This window comes from Microtetraspora sp. NBRC 13810 (assembly GCF_030268685.1).
Classification (GTDB): domain Bacteria; phylum Actinomycetota; class Actinomycetes; order Streptosporangiales; family Streptosporangiaceae; genus BSRQ01.
The window spans coordinates 1-807 of the sequence record NZ_BSRQ01000061.1; the positions used below are offsets into that span (position 1 = coordinate 1).

Genomic DNA, 807 nt, shown 5'->3' on the forward strand with positions numbered 1-807 from the left:
TAACCCACGTAACCGGGCGGGGAACCGAACAGCCGGGAGACCGTGTGCTTCTCCATGAACTCCGACATGTCCAGCATGATCAGCGCGTCCTCGTCCCCGAACAGGAACTCGGCCAGCGCCTTGGACAAGTCGGTCTTACCGACACCGGACGGACCGGCGAAGATGAACGAACCACCCGGACGACGCGGGTCCTTCAACCCGGCCCGGGTCCGGCGGATCGACCGGGACAGGGCCGAGACCGCGTCGTCCTGGCCGACCACCCGCCGGTGCAGCTCCTCCTCCATGCGGAGCAGCCGCTGCGACTCCTCCCCGGTGAGCTTGACGATCGGGACGCCGGTCGAGGCGGCCAGGATCTCCGCGACGAGCTCCTCGGTCACCTCCTCCTGCCCGGTCACGCCGTGCACGCGCAGCCGGGAGCCGGCCTCGTCGATCAGGTCGATCGCCTTGTCGGGCAGGAACCGGTCGCCGATGTAGCGGTCGGCCAGCCGTACGGCCGCCTCCAGGGCGCCGTCGGTGATCGACACGCGGTGGTGCGCCTCGTAACGGCCGCGCAGGCCCCTGAGGATCTCGACCGCGTGCGCCGCCGACGGCTCGGCCACCTGGACCGGCTGGAAGCGGCGGACCAGGGCGGAGTCCTTCTCCAGGTAGCGGCGGAACTCCTCCAGTGTGGTGGCGCCGACGGTCTGCAGCTCGCCGCGGGCCAGCATCGGCTTCAGGATGCTCGCCGCGTCGATCGCGCCCTCGGCCGCGCCCGCACCGACCAGCGTGTGCAGCTCGTCGATGAACAGGATGATGTCACCCCGGGTG

General features: G+C 70.5%; 1 protein-coding gene. It reads right to left on the bottom strand.

Annotation, left to right across the window (positions count from 1 at the left end):
- The coding region (locus QSK26_RS41440; RefSeq protein ID WP_285780853.1) for an AAA family ATPase at positions 1–807 on the bottom strand (807 nt) is incomplete at both ends.